15 protein-coding genes are annotated in these 14,621 nt (G+C 70.8%); 1 reads left to right on the plus strand and 14 read right to left on the minus strand.

Going from position 1 to position 14,621, the window contains the following annotated elements:
• The 12 genes from metK to carA all read right to left on the minus strand — a co-directional run.
• A partial coding sequence (metK, locus tag CF8_RS23130; protein ID WP_036490762.1) for a methionine adenosyltransferase occupies positions 1-784 on the minus strand: 784 nt, incomplete at its 3' end.
• Positions 785-899: 115 nt separating this feature from the next.
• The gene (gene coaBC / locus CF8_RS10925; RefSeq protein WP_036492879.1) at positions 900-2,144 is read right to left on the minus strand and encodes a bifunctional phosphopantothenoylcysteine decarboxylase/phosphopantothenate--cysteine ligase CoaBC; all 1,245 of its coding nucleotides are present in this window, start codon (positions 2,142-2,144) and stop codon (positions 900-902) included.
• 27 nt (positions 2,145-2,171) lie between these two features.
• The gene (rpoZ, locus tag CF8_RS10930) at positions 2,172-2,510 is read right to left on the minus strand and encodes a DNA-directed RNA polymerase subunit omega (protein ID WP_010833183.1); all 339 of its coding nucleotides are present in this window, start codon (positions 2,508-2,510) and stop codon (positions 2,172-2,174) included.
• Between the two features lie 41 nt (positions 2,511-2,551).
• Positions 2,552-3,154, minus strand: coding sequence for a guanylate kinase (gmk, locus tag CF8_RS10935; RefSeq protein ID WP_010833184.1), 603 nt, complete (start codon positions 3,152-3,154; stop codon positions 2,552-2,554).
• Entirely contained in the window at positions 3,151-3,477 is a 327-nt protein-coding gene (gene mihF, locus CF8_RS22010) for an integration host factor, actinobacterial type (protein ID WP_036490764.1), read from the minus strand. Before mihF ends, gmk begins: the two co-directional genes overlap by 4 nt.
• A gap of 103 nt (positions 3,478-3,580) precedes the next feature.
• A complete protein-coding gene (locus CF8_RS10945) occupies positions 3,581-4,015 on the minus strand; it encodes a hypothetical protein (RefSeq protein ID WP_010833186.1) in 435 nt (144 codons plus the stop codon).
• On the minus strand, positions 4,012-4,836 hold the full coding sequence (gene pyrF, locus CF8_RS10950; protein WP_010833187.1) for an orotidine-5'-phosphate decarboxylase: 825 nt from the start codon (positions 4,834-4,836) through the stop codon (positions 4,012-4,014). The genes CF8_RS10945 and pyrF overlap by 4 nt, the downstream gene beginning before the upstream one ends.
• Positions 4,833-5,654, minus strand: coding sequence for a tRNA-dihydrouridine synthase (locus CF8_RS10955; RefSeq protein WP_084622851.1), 822 nt, complete (start codon positions 5,652-5,654; stop codon positions 4,833-4,835). The genes pyrF and CF8_RS10955 overlap by 4 nt, the downstream gene beginning before the upstream one ends.
• Positions 5,651-6,478 carry an iron-sulfur cluster-binding protein gene (locus CF8_RS10960; protein WP_036492885.1) on the minus strand — a complete coding sequence of 276 codons (828 nt, stop codon included), beginning with the start codon at positions 6,476-6,478 and terminating at the stop codon, positions 5,651-5,653. Before CF8_RS10960 ends, CF8_RS10955 begins: the two co-directional genes overlap by 4 nt.
• Complete coding sequence (locus tag CF8_RS10965; protein WP_036492888.1) at positions 6,471-7,490, minus strand: quinone-dependent dihydroorotate dehydrogenase; 1,020 nt, start codon at positions 7,488-7,490, stop codon at positions 6,471-6,473. Before CF8_RS10965 ends, CF8_RS10960 begins: the two co-directional genes overlap by 8 nt.
• A gap of 8 nt (positions 7,491-7,498) precedes the next feature.
• Positions 7,499-10,795: a carbamoyl-phosphate synthase large subunit gene (gene carB, locus CF8_RS10970; protein ID WP_010833191.1), complete on the minus strand. Its 3,297-nt coding sequence runs from the start codon at positions 10,793-10,795 to the stop codon at positions 7,499-7,501.
• Position 10,796: 1 nt separating this feature from the next.
• Positions 10,797-11,924, minus strand: a complete 1,128-nt coding sequence (gene carA, locus CF8_RS10975; RefSeq protein WP_010833192.1) for a glutamine-hydrolyzing carbamoyl-phosphate synthase small subunit — start codon at positions 11,922-11,924, stop codon at positions 10,797-10,799.
• Positions 11,925-12,124: 200 nt separating this feature from the next.
• Here carA and CF8_RS10980 point away from each other — a divergent pair, with 200 nt between their 5' ends.
• Positions 12,125-12,760 (plus strand): DUF3060 domain-containing protein, encoded by a 636-nt coding sequence (locus tag CF8_RS10980; protein WP_010833193.1) that lies wholly within the window; start codon positions 12,125-12,127, stop codon positions 12,758-12,760.
• A 26-nt stretch (positions 12,761-12,786) separates the two neighbouring features.
• On the opposite strand, the gene CF8_RS10985 is transcribed toward CF8_RS10980, so the two are convergent.
• Both CF8_RS10985 and CF8_RS10990 read right to left on the minus strand, forming a co-directional pair.
• Complete coding sequence (locus CF8_RS10985) at positions 12,787-13,911, minus strand: DNA glycosylase AlkZ-like family protein (protein ID WP_010833194.1); 1,125 nt, start codon at positions 13,909-13,911, stop codon at positions 12,787-12,789.
• 31 nt (positions 13,912-13,942) lie between these two features.
• Entirely contained in the window at positions 13,943-14,575 is a 633-nt protein-coding gene (locus tag CF8_RS10990; protein WP_010833195.1) for a pyridoxamine 5'-phosphate oxidase family protein, read from the minus strand.
• Between the last annotated feature and the right edge of the window lie 46 nt (positions 14,576-14,621).

Genomic DNA, 14,621 nt, shown 5'->3' on the forward strand with positions numbered 1-14,621 from the left:
TCTTGCGACCGGTCAGGCCGGCGTCACCCATCGGGCCACCGACGACGAACTTGCCGGTCGGGTTGACGAGCATGCGGTAGCCCTCGGAGGGGATGTCGAACGTCGCGAGCACGGGGTCGATCACGTGCTTCTTGATGTCGGCCTCGAGGGTGGCGTGCTCGACGTCCTCGGCGTGCTGGGTCGAGAGCACGACGGTGTCGATGCGGACGGGACGGTCGTCCTCGTCGTAGGCGATCGTCACCTGGGTCTTGCCGTCGGGACGGAGGTAGGCGAGCGTGCCGTTCTTGCGGACCTCGGTCAGCGTCTGGGCGAGGCGCTGGGCGATCATGATCGGCAGCGGCATCAGCTCGGGGGTGTCGTCGCAGGCGTAGCCGAACATCAGGCCCTGGTCGCCGGCACCGCGCTTGTCGAGGTCGTCCTCGGACGAGCCGACGCGCGCCTCGTGGCCCTGGTCGACGCCGGCGGCGATGTCGGCCGACTGGGCGCCGATGGCGACCTGGACGCCACAGGTGGTGCCGTCGAAGCCCTTGTCGGAGGAGTCGTAGCCGATCTCGAGGATCTTCTTGCGGACCAGGTCGGCGACCGGGGCGTAGGCGTTGGTGCGCACCTCGCCCGCCACGACGACGAGGCCGGTGGTCAGGAGGGTCTCGACCGCGACGCGCAGGTTTTCCTTGTCGGCGTCGTTCTCCATCAGGTAGTCCAGGACGGTGTCGCTGATCTGGTCAGCGATCTTGTCCGGGTGACCCTCGGTCACAGACTCCGAGGTGAAGAGGCGTCCAGCCACAGCGGTGCTCCTGTCAGGGTTATTCAGGGTTTCTCAAGGGTGCGGTGCGACCGACGCGGTTGGCGCGCAGGCATGGGTCCACGATAGCGATCGCCCACTATGCGGGACGGCCGTCTCAGGGGTCGAATCGACGCGCGACCTCGTCCCAGATGACCTGGGCGAGCGCACGCTTGGTGCCGTGGGGGACCTCGACGGTGCCGCCGTCGGCACCCAGGATGACGGCCTCGTTGTCCGGGCTGCCGAAGACCGCTCCCCCGCTGACGTCGTTGACCACGAGCAGGTCGCAGCCCTTGCGGGCCAGCTTGGCGCGGCCGAGCTCGAGCACCGTCCCGGTGGCGTCACCGGTCTCGGCGGCGAACCCGACGATCACCGAGCCCTCGCGGAGACGGTGCTGCGAGATCTCCTTGAGGATGTCGGGGTTCTGCTCGAGCTCGATCGTCGGCGAGGAACCATCCTCGGCCTTCTTGATCTTGTCCTCGCTGACCGACGTCGGCCGGAAGTCGGCCGGTGCCGCGGCCATCACGACCGCGTCCGCGGAGGAGGCTGCGGAGACGACGGCGTCGTGGAGCTGCGCGGTCGTCTCGACCGGCACGACCTTGACCCCGGCGGGGTCGGGCAGCGCGACGTTGGCCGCGACGAGGGTGACCTCGGCTCCCCGGGCGGCCGCGGCGCGGGCGAGGGCATAGCCCTGCAGGCCGGACGAGCGGTTGCCGAGGAAGCGCACCGGGTCGAGGTACTCGCGGGTGCCTCCGGCGCTCACGACGACGTGGCGACCGGCCAGGTCGGGCTCCACGACTCCGCGATCGAGCACGTCGAGGGCGATGTCGAAGATCTCGAGCGGGTCGGGCAGCCGGCCCTTGCCGGTGTCCTTGCCGGTGAGGCGGCCCTCGGCGGGCTCGATCACGATCGCACCGCGGGCGCGCAGCGTGGAGACGTTGGCCACCGTGGCGGGGTGCTCCCACATCTCGGTGTGCATCGCGGGCGCGAACACGAGCGGGCAGCGGGCGGTGAGCAGGGTGTTGGTGAGCAGGTCGTCGGCCAGGCCGTGCGCGGCCTTCGCCATCAGGTCTGCGGTTGCCGGCGCCACCACGACGAGGTCGGCGCCCTGGCCGATGTGGACGTGGGGCACGGCGTGGACGTCGGTCCAGACCTCGCTCGAGACGGGCTTGCCGGACAGCGCGGCCCAGGTCGGCGCGCCGACGAACTCCAGGGCGGCCGCCGTGGGCACCACGGTCACGTCGTGCCCGGACTCGGTGAAGCGGCGCAGCAGCTCGCAGGCCTTGTAGGCGGCGATGCCTCCGCTGACCCCGAGGACGACCCGAGCAGAACGAGCGCGAGGCCGCGCCCCCTCAGGGGACACGGCCTCGTCAGACTCAGTGGTCACACGTCACTCGGCAGCGTTGAACTGCGCCTGCGCCTCGGCGCGGGCAGCCGCAGCAGCGGCCTCCTCGGCGGCGAGCTCGGCGGGGTCGACGTCCTCGCAGGTGAGCAGGTCGTCGTTGATCTCGCGCAGCGCGATCGACAACGGCTTCTCCTGAACGTGGGTGTCCACGAGCGGGCCGACGTACTCGAGCAGGCCCTCGCCCAGCTGGGAGTAGTAGGCGTTGATCTGACGAGCACGCTTGGCGCTGTAGAGGACCAGCTTGTACTTGCTGTCGGTCTTGGTGAGCAGGTCGTCGATCGAGGGGTTGGTCACGCCCTCGGCGGCGATGTTGGGGGCTGACACAGCTAGAGCCTCACAGAGTCGAAGAGATGGTCGGTCGAGGCTCAAGAATGATCAGAGGACTGATCCGGAGCGTCGACCCTCATCAAGGCTACCAACTCCTCGGCAGCAGCGTGAACTTCGTGGTTCACCACGGTGACGTCGAACTCGCTCTCGGCGGCCAGCTCGACCCTCGCGGTCTCGAGGCGGCGCTCGCGCTCGGCCGCCGTCTCGGTGCCGCGGCCGACCAGTCGACGCTCGAGCTCCTCCCACGACGGGGGCGCCAGGAAGACGAACAGCGCCTCCGGCATCGTCGTGCGGACCTGACGGGCGCCCTGCAGGTCGATCTCCAGCATCGCGGGGTGACCGCTGGCGAGCGCGAGCTCGACCGGCCCCCGCGGCGTGCCGTAGCGGTGCATGCCGTGCACGACCGCCCACTCGAGCAGGTCACCGCGCTCGGCCATGGCGTCGAAGTCCTCGTCGGAGACGAACCAGTAGTGGACGCCGTTCTCCTCGCCCGGTCGCGGCGTGCGCGTGGTGGCGGAGACCGAGATCCAGACCTCGGGGTGGTGGCGGCGGACCTCCGCGGCCACGGTGCCCTTGCCGACGGCGGTCGGGCCGGCGAGCACGATCAGGCGCGAGGGCTGGGATGCGGGATGGGTGGTCAAGACGGCTCTTGCGGGCCGAACTCGCGCTCCAGCGCAGCGACCTGCTTGATGCCGAGGCCCCGGACCCGCCTGCTCTCGGCGATGCTGAGGCGCTCCATGACCTGCTTGGCGCGGACCTTGCCGAGGCCTGGCATCGACTGCAGCAGCTCGACGACACGCATCTTGCCGATGACCTCGTTCTCCCGGCCTTCACGCAGGACGTCGACGATCGACGCTCCGGAGTTCTTGAGGCGGTTCTTCACCTCGGCACGCTCCCGGCGAGAGGCCGCGGCCTTGTCGAGGGCGGCCTGGCGTTGCGCGGGCGTGAGTGGGGGCAAGGCCACGAATCGGTTCCTCTGTCGGGCGGGCTGGGCGTCGGCGTCAATCTAGTCAGAGTGCGACTCGGCAAGCAATCGGCCGCGGGTCCGTCTCACGGGCCCCGACGGGCTACTGGCTCAGCGGCGCCTTGCACACATCGAGGGCCTGCTGCTCGATTCCGGCCATCGCCGCGACCACCCGCTCGTCGCCCAGATCCCGCGCCGCGCCTTGGATTGCGGAGCGTTCCTCGGCCGGCAACGACTTCAGCGTGGTCTTCGGGTCGTACGTCGACGGGTCGACGCCGGCAGCGTCGAGAGCGGCCTCCAAGGCCTCGAGACGGCCGATCACCTGGCTCCATTCGTCGCGAAGATCACGTGGCGAGGCGTCGCGCAGGTCCCGATATGCGTCGAGGACCCCGAAGATCGCGCCGGGTTCGGTGCTGGCCGCGATGTCGCTGAGCTCGACCTGGTGCTCCTTGACGGTCTCGCAGTAGTCACTCGTGGCGTCGCCGCCGCAGCCGCTCAGCAGGGCAGCGGCCACGACCAGCGCGAGCGGGCTCCTCATGCGTCGCCCAGGGCCGCGACGGCGTCGTTGCCGCGCAGGGCGGCGTCGCGCAGGGCGGTCCGGTCGGGGCCGGCCGAGAGCACCTCGCGCGAGGAGCTCGGCAGCACGTTGCGGGCGTTGGCCCCGAAGATCCGCTGCAGGTCGGCGACGGTTCCGCCCTGGGCGCCGAAGCCGGGTGCGAGCACCGGGCCGTTGAAGTCGAGCCGCTCGTCGGTGCTGCCGATGGTGGCGCCGATGACGGCACCGAAGTCGCCCAGCGGCGTCGCGTCGGCGTTGAGGTGGGCCAGGTGGGCGAGCACCGTGCCGGCGACGGTGGCGTCCCCGCTGCGAGCATGCTGGACCTCCGGGCCCTCCTTGTTGGAGGTCAGGGCCAGCACGAAGACGCCGGCGTCGTGCCGGCGAGCGGTCTCGATCATCGGGTCGATCGAGCCGACGCCGAGGAAGGGGCTCGCGGTGATCGCGTCGCTGGCCAGTGGTGAGGCGGGGTCGAGGTAGGCGTCTGCGTAGGCCTGGCTGGTCGACCCGATGTCGCCGCGCTTGACGTCGAGCAGGACCAGCGCACCGGCGGCGCGGGACTCGGCGATCACGCGCTCCAGCACGGCGACCCCGCGCGAGCCGAACCGCTCGTAGAACGCGCTCTGCGGCTTCACGACGCTCACGTGCGGCGCCACCGCCTCGACCACGGTGAGGGCGAACCGCTCCAGGCCGGCGACGTCGTCGTCGAGGCCCCACTCGTGCAGCAGCGAGGAGTGGGGGTCGATGCCGACGCACAGCCTCCCGCGGGTGGTCATGGCGTGGTGCAGGCGGGCGCCGAACCTCATGGAGCGTCCTCTTCTCGGGTCAGGGCGGCGCGGACCCGCGCCACCGTTGTCGGATCATGCAACAGGGCGGTGCCGATCTGCACGGCACGCGCCCCGAGGTCGAGGAAGCGGCGGGCGTCGTCGACGCTGCTGATGCCGCCACCGCCGATCACCGCCACGTCGGGGAGCTCCGCCGTCACCGCGGCCACGCAGCGCAGCGCGATCGGGCCGATGGCGGGCCCGCTGAGTCCCCCCGGCCGCCCGTCGGGCATGGCCGCGGGCACCGCGTTGCCGATGACGACGGCGGTGGCACCGGCGTCGGTCACCCCACGGGCCCCCTCGACGATCCGCGACAGGTCCGGGCGCAGCTTGGCCAGCACCGGCAGGTCGCCCGGGAACTCCCGCCGGACGGCGGCCACGACGCTGGCTGCGTGGTAGGGCTCGCGCACGTCGAACAGGTCCTCGCCGACCTGGTCGGGGGCGCCGATGTTGATCTCGAGTCCCGCGACGCCGGGCGCGCGGCTGAGGCGACGAGCCAGGTCGGCGTACTCCCCCATCGACGAGCCCGCGATCGAGACGAAGACGCGCACGCCCGCACGCACCAGCCAGGGCAGCTCGGTGGCCAGGAAGTGCTCCAGCCCGGGGTTCTGCAGGCCGATCGCGTTGACGAGCCCGCTGGGCGTCTCGACGATGCGGGGCGACGGCCCGCCGGAACGGGGGTCGAGGGTGATCGAACGGGTCACGAGGTCGAGGCCGACGAGATCGGCGTAGGCGGCCAGCTCGCGACCGGTGCCTCCGCACCCGCTCGCGACCATCACGGGGCCGGGAAACGTGCTCATCCGAGTGCCTCCCAGTCGAGCCGGTCGCCGCGGAAGACGGGACCGTCGACGCAGCCGCGGACCATCCGGGACGCACCGTCCTCGGCGATCACGGGGACCGGGCAGCCCTGGCACAGTCCGGTGCCGCACGGCATCGGTGTCTCCAGTGCCACCTGGCTCCAGGCGCCGCGGGCCTCCGCCGCGCCCGCGACGGCACGCAGCACGTCCCGGGGCCCGACGGCATAGACGACGTCGGCGTCCGCGCGCTCGAGGATCTCCGCGATCTGGGAGGGTACGGCGCCGCGCACACCGACGGAGCCGTCGCCGGTGATCACGGTGACGGCCCGGGCCGAACGCCGCGCCTCCAGCGCCGAGAGGAGGTGGGCCTCGTCCGGCGCAGCGACGACGAGGTTGACCGCACAGCCACGCTCGCGCAGCCGCTCGGCCAGTGGGAACAGCGGAGCAGCGCCGTGGGCGACGCCGACCAGCACGCAGGCGACCGGCTCGCGCGGCAGGGCGAAGGGACGACCGAGCGGTCCGGTGATCGCGAGCCTGGCGCCCACCGGGCGGTCCGCCAGCCACGTCGTCCCGGGGCCGGTGGCGTCGACGACCACGTCGAGGGTCGGGCCGAACGCGCCGGACTCCTTGACGCGGTGGATCCACAGCGCCCGCCGGGCGAGGCGGCCCTCGCCGGCGTCCACGGCCACGAAGTTGCCGGCCCGGAACCGCTGCGGGATCCCGGGAGCCGTGATCGTGAGGTGCCGGTAGGCACCCGCCTTCTTCGTCGCCAGCACCTCGCCGGTGACGTGAAGGGGGCCCTGCCCGGGCCGGGGCGCCTCAGCCAAGGGCGCTCACGATGGTCCGCGGCCACCAGGGACCCTCGTAGATGAAGGCGGTGTAGCCCTGCAGCAGCGTGGCACCGGCCGCGAGTCGTTCCCGGGCGTCGTCGGGCGTGGTGATGCCACCGACGCCGATCAGGGTCAGGTCGTCGCCCACGCGCGCCCGCAGGGCGCGCATCACGTCGTTGGCGCGTGCGGTCAGCGGTCGGCCGGACAGCCCGCCGGCACCGATCGCGGCGACGGCGTCGGGGTCGCTCCTCAGCCCGTCGCGGCTGATCGTGGTGTTGGTGGCGATGACCCCGTCGAGCCCGAGGGCGACGGCGAGGTCGGCAACGGCGAGCACGTCGTCGTCACTGAGGTCGGGTGCGATCTTGACCAGCAGCGGCACCCGGTCGGCCGTGTGGCGATCGGCCTCCTCCCGCACCGCGATCAGCAGGGGCTCGAGCTTCTCCACGGCCTGCAGGTCGCGCAGTCCCGGGGTGTTGGGCGAGCTGACGTTGACGACGAGGTAGTCGGCGTGCGGCGCGAGCAGGCGGGTGCTCTTCTCGTAGTCGGCGACCGCGTCCTCCTCGGGCACGACCTTGGTCTTGCCGATGTTCACCCCGAGGACCGGACCGGGTCGCCGCCCGCGCGCCTCGAGGCGCGCGGCCACGACCTCGGCGCCGTCGTTGTTGAAGCCCATCCGGTTGATGACCGCACCGTCGGCGGGCAGCCGGAACAGCCGCTTGGGCGGGTTGCCGGACTGCGGCTCCCCCGTGACGGTGCCGATCTCGACGTGGCCGAAGCCGAGGCCGCCGAGCGCGTCGATGCCCACGGCGTTCTTGTCGAAGCCGGCGGCCAGCCCCAGCGGGTGGGCGAACTCAAGCCCCATCGCCGTGACCGGTCGGTTGCTGCGCTGCGGCAGCCGTGTCGTCACCGGCGCAGCCGCCCGGATCGCCGCGAACGCGGCGTGATGGGCGCGCTCCGGATCGGTCCGGGTCAGCACATGGTCGAACAGCAGTCGGTAGGGCCGGCCCATCAGCGCCGTCACGCCTCGATCTTTCCGGCCTTGTTCCAGTCCTGGAGGCTGCGTACGCCGATCTCGCCGGCCGCGAGCGCCTCGATGCCCTGCACCGCGGCGCCCAGGCCCTGGATCGTCGTGATGCACGGGATGTTGGCGCCCACCGCGGCCGTGCGGATCTCGTAGCCGTCGAGGCGGGCCGAGCCGCCGGTGGAGTAGGGCGTGTTGATGACGAGGTCGATGTCGCCGTCGCGGATCAGCTGGACGGTCGTCTTCTCCCCATGGGGGCCCTCGCCCTCGTGGTACTTGCGGACGGTGGTGACCTTGACGCCGTTGCGACGCAGCACCCCGGCGGTGCCGGCGGTGGCGAGGATCTCGAAGCCGCGCTCGGCCAGCACCTTGATCGGGAAGATCATGTTGCGCTTGTCGCGGTTGGCGACCGAGACGAAGACCCGGCCACTGGTGGGCAGCGAGCCGTAGGAGGCCGTCTGGGCCTTGGCGAAGGCGGTGCCGAAGTCGGCGTCGAAGCCCATCACCTCGCCGGTCGACTTCATCTCCGGGCCGAGCACGGTGTCGACGTTGCGGCCGTCGGGGGTCTTGAACCGGTTGAACGGCATCACGGCCTCCTTCACCGCGATCGGCGCACCTTCGGGGAGGTCGCCGCCGTCGCGCTCGGGCAGCAGGCCCACGGCGCGCAGGTCGGCGATCGACTCACCGAGCATCACCCGCGCCGCCGCCTTGGCCAGCGGGGTGCCGGTGGCCTTGGAGACGAACGGAACGGTCCGCGACGCCCGCGGGTTGGCCTCGAGGACGTAGAGCACGTCGGAGCCGAGCGCGAACTGGATGTTGAGCAGACCCCGGACCCCGACGCCCCGGGCGATCGCCTCGGTCGCCTGGCGGATCCGCTGGATCTCGGAGGAGCCCAAGGTGATCGGCGGCAGCGCGCACGACGAGTCGCCGGAGTGGATGCCGGCCTCCTCGATGTGCTCCATCACGCCGCCGAGGAAGAGCTCCTCGCCGTCGAAGATCGCGTCGACGTCGATCTCGATCGCGTCGTCGATGAACCGGTCGACGAGGACCGGCCGCTCGGGGCTGATCTCGGTGGCGCTGTCGATGTAGGAGCGCAGGCGGTCGTCGTCGTAGACGATCTCCATGCCGCGTCCACCCAGGACGTAGGATGGGCGGACCAGCACGGGGTAGCCGATGCTGTCGGTGATGCGCTTCGCGTCGGCGTACGACGTCGCCATGCCGTGCTTGGGGGCGGGCAGCCCGGCCTCGACGAGCACGCGGCCGAAGGCACCGCGCTCCTCCGCGAGGTCGATCGCCTCGGGCTGGGTGCCGACGATCTTGACGCCGGCGTCAGCCAGGCCCTGCGCCAGCCCCAGCGGGGTCTGGCCACCGAGCTGGCAGATGACGCCCGCGATCGGGCCGGCCTGCTGCTCGGCGTGGACGATCTCGAGCACGTCCTCCAGGGTGAGCGGCTCGAAGTAGAGCCGGTCGGAGGTGTCGTAGTCGGTCGAGACGGTCTCGGGGTTGCAGTTGACCATGATCGTCTCGTAGCCGGCCTCGCTCAGCGCCATGCTGGCGTGGACGCAGGAGTAGTCGAACTCGATCCCCTGGCCGATCCGGTTGGGCCCGCTGCCCAGGATGATGACGGCTTCCTTGCCCTCGGCCCGCGGCTGGACCTCGGTCTCCTCGTCGTAGGACGAGTAGTGGTAGGGCGTCTGCGCCGCGAACTCGGCGGCGCAGGTGTCGACCGTCTTGTAGACCGGGCGCAGGCCGAGCGCCTGGCGCACCCCGCGCACGACGTCCTCGCGCAGGCCGCGGATGGCCGCGATCTGCGCGTCGGAGAAGCCGTGGCGCTTGGCGGTGCGCAGCGTCTCGTGGTCGAGCTCGACGGCGGCCGCGAGGTCGTCGGCGACCTCCTTGATCAAGAACAGCTGGTCGACGAACCACGGGTCGATCTTGGTGGCCTCGAAGACCTCCTCGGCCGTGGCGCCGGCGCGGATGGAGTCCATCACGGTGCGCAGGCGTCCATCGGTCGGGATCTTGGACTTCTCCAGCAGCTCGGCCTTGTCGCCCACGGGCGAGGCGAAGTCGAAGATCGCGCCCTTGCTCTCGAGGGAGCGCAGCGCCTTCTGCAGCGACTCGGTGAAGTTGCGGCCGATGGCCATCGCCTCGCCGACGCTCTTCATGTGGGTGGTCAGGGTGGTGTCGGCGCCCACGAACTTCTCGAACGCGAAGCGCGGGACCTTGACCACGACGTAGTCGAGCGAGGGCTCGAAGGAGGCCGGGGTCTCCTGGGTGATGTCGTTGCGGATCTCGTCGAGGGTGTAGCCGATCGCGACCTTGGCCGCGATCTTGGCGATCGGGAAGCCGGTCGCCTTGGAGGCCAGCGCGCTCGAGCGGGAGACACGCGGGTTCATCTCGATGACGATCAGGCGACCGTCCTCGGGGTTCACGGCGTACTGGATGTTGCAGCCGCCGGTGTCGACGCCGACGCTGCGGATGATCCCGATGGCCATGTCGCGCATCGCCTGGTATTCGCGGTCGGTGAGCGTCATCGCCGGCGCGACCGTGATCGAGTCGCCGGTGTGCACGCCCATCGGGTCGAGGTTCTCGATCGAGCAGATGATCACCACGTTGTCCGCGGTGTCGCGCATGACCTCGAGCTCGTACTCCTTCCAGCCGATGATCGACTCCTCGAGGAGCACCTCGCTGGTCGGGGAGGCCGCGAGGCCGCCGCCACCGATGCGGCGCAGGTCCTCCTCGTTGTAGGCCATGCCGGAGCCGGTGCCGCCCATCGTGAAGGAGGGGCGCACCACCATCGGGTAGCCGAGCTCGTCGACAGCCGCGAGCAGGTCGTCCATCGAGTGGCAGACCACGCTGCGCGCGCTCTCGCCGCCGAGCTCGTCGACGATCTTCTTGAAGATCTCGCGGTTCTCCCCGCGGTCGATGGCCTCGATGCTGGCGCCGATCAGCTCGACGCCGTACTTCTCCAGGACGCCGGCCTTGTCGAGGTCGATCGCGCAGTTGAGCGCGGTCTGGCCGCCGAGGGTCGCCAGCAGCGCGTCGGGGCGCTCCTTGGCGATGACCTTCTCGACGTACTCCGCCGTGATCGGCTCGATGTAGGTCGCGTCCGCGAACTCGGGGTCGGTCATGATTGTGGCCGGGTTGGAGTTGACCAGGATGACCCGGATCCCCTCGGCCATCAGGACCCGGCACGCCTGGGTGCCGGAGTAGTCGAACTCGCAGGCCTGCCCGATGATGATCGGCCCGGAGCCGATGACCAGGACGGACTTGATGTCGTCGCGCTTCGGCATGTCAGGCCGTCCCTTCCATGAGGGTGATGAACCGGTCGAAGAGGTAGGCCGCATCGTGCGGGCCGGCTGCTGCCTCGGGGTGGTACTGCACCGAGAAGCTCTTCAGCTTCCCCTGCTCGTCGCGGAGCTCGAGTCCCTCGACCACGTCGTCGTTGAGGCAGACGTGGCTCACGGTCGCTTCGCCGTACGGCGTCGTCGTCGATCCCTCGAGGGGAGCGTCGACCGCGAAGCCGTGGTTGTGGGCGGTGACCTCGACCTTGCCGGTGGTGCGGTCCATGACGGGCTGGTTGATCCCGCGGTGGCCGTACTTGAGCTTGAAGGTGCCGAAGCCCAGCGCGCGGCCGAACAGCTGGTTGCCGAAGCAGATGCCGAAGTAGGGGACGTCGCGCTCGAGGGCGGACTTGAGCAGCTCGACCTGACCGGTCGTGGCCGCCGGGTCGCCGGGACCGTTGGAGAAGAAGAGCCCGTCGGGGCTGACGGCGAGGACGTCCTCGATCGTGGAGGTCGCGGGCAGCACGTGCACCTCGATGCCGCGCTCGGCCATCATCCGCGGGGTGTTGGCCTTGATGCCCAGGTCGACCGCGGCGACGGTGAAGCGCTTCTCACCGACCGCGGGCACGACGTAGGCCTCCTTCGTCGACACCGCCTCGCTGAGGTTGGCGCCCGCCATCTCGCCGGACTCGAGCACGCGCGCCAGCAGCTTGCGGGCGTCGGTCTCGGTGCTGGAGATGCCGACGCGCATGGCGCCGCGCTCACGCAGGTGACGAGTCAGCGCGCGGGTGTCGACGTCGCAGATGCCGACCACACCCTGCTCACGCAGGTCGTCGTCCAGGGTGCGCTGCGAGCGCCAGTTGGACGGCACGCGGGCGGGATCGCGGACGACGTAGCCGGCGACCCAGATCTTGTGGGACTCCGGGTCTTCGTCGTTCATCCCGGTGTTGCCGACATGCGGGGCCGTCATCACGACGACCTGCCGGTGGTAGCTGGGATCGGTGAGGGTCTCCTGGTAGCCGGTCATGCCGGTGGAGAAGACTGCTTCGCCGAAGGTCTCCCCCTCGGCGCCAAAGGCATATCCGGTGAAAGACCGACCGTCCTCGAGGACGAGCAGTGCGGGCGCGCGAGAAGGCAACGCCGTACCTCCTTCTCCGCCTCACAGGACGGATCGTTAAAGGATGTTCGAGCGATGCCGACCCTATCAGCGTGGTGGGAGACTGCACGCCAGCACGAGTGTGTCCGAGACCACGTCGACAGGAAGCGGGGAACGGCCCGAGAAGGGTGCAGGGTGGTGGGATACCGGCAGTACGTCGGTGCCACCTGACGGAGGTCCTCATGCCCCGCACTCTCGCTCGCATCGCGGCTGCCCTTGTCGCGCCCGCCGCCCTCCTGCTCGCTCCGGTGTCGGCCGACGCAGCCCTCCCGACTCGCGTCAGCTGCATCAGCGACGAGGTCGTGCTGACCGCGGACAACACGCACTACGAGCTCATCGGCGCCTGCGGCATCGTCTTCGTCGAGGCCGACAACGCGACGGTGACCATGTCGACCGCGACTCGCCTCGTCGTCAGCGGCGAGAACACGACGGTCACTGCCAAGACGCAGATCCTGGTCGAGATCACCGGGAGCAGCAGCGCCGTGGCGATGACGTCCGCGAAGGCACTGTCCATGACCGGCACCGGATCCTCGGCCGCCGTCACGGGGCTCGTCGAGGGCGTCACCGCTCGGGCCGACGGCACGTCCCTGACCGCAGACCGCACTCACGTCCTCGTCGTCGCCGGCACCGACAATGTCGTGGACGTGCGCCGCGGCTTCCGGACCCGCGTCATCGGCGACGAGAACGCGGTGACCCACCGCCGGCTCGACCGGCTGCGGGTCCGTGGTGACGCCAACACGGTCACCGTGGCCGCTGGGCGCACCGCCACCAAGGTCGTCGGCGCCCACAACCACGTCAGCGTGCAGAAGCGTCGCTGACGGACTCCAGCCGCAGTCGGCGCGAGTCAGGTCCGCCGTGGAGGCACATCTTTTTCGGTCCGGACCAGCTCGAGATTGAGCCAGGTCGCCAGCGCAGTGAGCTCGTCGCGGACGCCCTCGGTCCGCTCCGCCGAGAACGGCTCGTCCTCATGGACGGCGTTGACCACGAACACTCCGCCCTGGCGGTCGGCCGTCGCGTCGACCTTCCCGACGAGGCGGTCGCCGTCGAGGATCGGCAGGGTCCAGTAGCCCCAGCGGCGCTTGGCCTTGGGCTTGTACATCTCGAGCTGGTAGTCGAACTCGAAGATCTCCGCCATCCGCTTGCGGTCGAAGATCAGCCGGTCGAGGGGCGAGAGCAGTGCGACGCGCGGCACCAGCTCGACGTCGAGGTAGGTCGGGTCCACGCGCCACGCCCCGCGCACGCCCTCGATCACCGCTGGCTCCCCCACCTCGCCGACGTCGTTCGGCTCGTTCGGTGCCACCGCGGCCCTGCCCCGTGCGATGCCGAGTGAGCGCAGCCGCCGGCGGGCCCGGATCTCCATCGCCTCCGCGAGGGGCACGACCGGCTCGTCCGGATAGACCCGCTCGGCCAGGTCCCACAGCTTGTCGCGACCGTCGTGGCCGACCGGGGCGATCTCGCCGCGCTCCACCATCCGGTCCAGGAGCATCCGCACGTTGCGGTCGTTGTTCCAGCCGCTCGACTCCCACGGCACGAGCGTGGTGTCCGGGAACGACTTCGCGGTGAGCGGTCCCTCGTCCTCGAGCTTGTCGAGGATGTCGCGGCGGGTGTCGTCGTTGGCCTCGACCCAGTCGCGTACGTCGACCTGCCACTCCTTCAGGTCCCCCTGCCCGGGCCAGGCGGCCATCTCGGCGCGGTAGAGCCTCAGGTCGGAGGCCGGGCGGAGCATGGAGTGCAGCTCGATCAGCGAGCCGTCGGCGACGGCCTCGTCGACGTCGTGCGGCCGGCTTCGCTGACCGAGCCGCGTCCAGGTGACGACCTGCGCGCTGGGCGCGACCGCCGCCGTCGGCTCCGCCTGCAGCAGCGTCAGGTGGGCGACCATGTCGTCGAAGTCGGTCGGTCTCTCCCCCGACAGCAGCTGGGCCACGACCGAGATGCGCCGTGCGTCGGCCCGGGTGAGGTGGTGGGTCATGCGACGAAGATGCAGAAACGCGGGACCGCCATCAGTAGAGGCCCTTCGCGTAGTTCTCCGGCCGGTAGTAGTCGTCGAGCTCAGCGAGCGTCTTGTCGGGCTGCGGCTCGAGCTCCTGGGCGATGACAGCCCGCCGCGGCACGAGCGCCTCGGGGGCCCAGGTCTCCGGGTCCCAGAGCTGGGAGCGCAGGAACGCCTTGCCGCAGTGGAAGAAGATCGTCTCGATCTCGACGACGAGGGCCAGGATCGGGCGGCGTGCGCGCACCGCGAGCTCGTCGAAGAACGGGGCGTCGGTGACCAGCCGGGCCCGGCCGTTGATGCGCAGGGTGTCGGCGCGTCCGGGGATCACGAAGTTGAGCCCGACGTAGGGGTTGACGATGACGTTGCGGTAGCCGTCCACCCGCCTGTTGCCGGGCCGCTCGGCCAGCGCGATGGTCTGCTCGTCGAGGACGTGCACGAGCTGGCCCGCGGGGTCGCCCTTCGGGCTGGCGTCGCAGCGGCCCTCCGCGTCCGCGGTGGCGAGCATGCAGAACGGTGACGCCGCCAGCCAGGCACGATCGATCTCGGTGAGCGCGCTGCGCTCCTTGCCGGCGGCCCGCTCCCCCGGTGTGCCCACCACGGCTTCCAGCTCCGCGACGGTCGTGATCTCGGCCCACTCGGTCATGAGGTCACGCTAGACCCGCCGGGCCGGAACGGGCAGAGGGCATCGG

The sequence above is a fragment of the Nocardioides sp. CF8 genome (assembly GCF_000389985.1).
In the GTDB taxonomy this organism is placed as follows: Bacteria; Actinomycetota; Actinomycetes; order Propionibacteriales; family Nocardioidaceae; genus Nocardioides; species Nocardioides allogilvus.